The sequence below is a fragment of the Salibaculum halophilum genome (assembly GCF_002094885.1).
Taxonomy (GTDB): Bacteria; Pseudomonadota; Alphaproteobacteria; order Rhodobacterales; family Rhodobacteraceae; genus Salibaculum; species Salibaculum halophilum.
On the sequence record NZ_MSIT01000062.1, the window covers coordinates 1 to 1,261 of the forward strand.

At 54.4% G+C, this 1,261-nt stretch carries 2 protein-coding genes; both read right to left on the reverse strand.

The window, feature by feature from the left end; all coding sequences use genetic code 11:
- Positions 1-231: 231 nt before the first annotated feature.
- Positions 232-900: a hypothetical protein gene (locus BU124_RS14450; RefSeq protein ID WP_143530028.1), complete on the reverse strand. Its 669-nt coding sequence runs from the start codon at positions 898-900 to the stop codon at positions 232-234.
- Between the two features lie 15 nt (positions 901-915).
- Positions 916-1,261: hypothetical protein (locus BU124_RS14920; protein WP_218775119.1), on the reverse strand; the 346-nt coding region annotated here is incomplete at its 5' end.

A 1,261-nucleotide genomic window follows, 5' to 3' on the forward strand; every position in this document is an offset into this window, starting at 1 on the left:
GTGGAAATCTCCCGCAAACGCCCTAATTGAACTTTGTGCGCCCTGTAGTCGCCACTCCCTGTCTAGTTTTCCCACCAATTTCGTGCGCGCAGCAGGTCCGTTACTTTTGCCTTCCTCAACCCGGTCCAGAATTCACGACTACGCTGTTCGTTCAAAGTTAAGCGCGTGTGCGTGTCCATGACGGTGAGGTCATCCTCGTTGTCCTGCAAACTCTCCACGGTCCGCATCACGCTACTGACCGACAATCCCTTTAATGCGGGTCTTCAAACATTCATGCCGAGCCTCGTAAAAGGTCATGAACCCGTCCGGGCCATTACCGGGGGACAGCCACCCGCCATGCTCTTTGGGAAACCGAAGATCGTGGCGGTCCATATACGCCTGCCGAGCGGCCCTTTCGGGGTAGGCATCTTTGAGCCATGATCCTGTAAAGGTCGCGCTCTTCTCCTGATTTGTAAGGCCATCGAGTAATTGCAGGTTCGCTATGCCGTTCACCCATTCGATCATTTCCTCCGCTTCCTCATCTGCGATGCCAGCCTTGCGCAGCTTCGCCTTGGTAAATTGTGACCAGGGATAGATATAATCGACATGGACATGATGCCGAGTGTCGATGAAGGGGGAAAGAAGCGTCAAAAGCGGTAGGACGCGCTTTTCTCCATATGAAATTTCCAGCAATTCCTCGATTTCCTCGTCGGAAAAGACCAGCAATTGTCCCCGACGTGCCATCTCACGCTCGATTTGCTGAAGTGGGAAACCTGTATTGCCATGGTCCCTGATTTCGGCGCGCAGAGCCGTAAGCATCACGTCGAGCCCACTGCCCCAGATCCCCGAGGCCTTCAGGAAGGATCGTGCCAGCCACCCATTGATCGTATCCCTATCCGCCCGGTCGGCTGTGCTCGACAAGTATTTTTCCCCGAGCTAGCGGTTGAAGACATAATACGCGACGGGTAACAGCGCGCTATCAGCCCGTATTGCGTTGTCGTCGAACCCCATTTCCGAGACAAGGCGGACCGTCAGAAGCAGCGCCTCGCGTATCCGGTCCCATTCTGCCTCCATGAGGGTCATGTTCTTGCGCCCAAAATTCTCAACACGAAAACCCACGCTCTGGATATCCAACAACATGAGCCCCGCCTTGAGCACAAAATCCTTTGAGAAAGAATAACCCGGCCCGATATCATTCAGGTCATCAACGAGGCTATGCACCTCATCTCGGGCATCCCGTTCGGCCCATTGCGCCGTTGCTATCGACAAAAGGAGGTCAGAA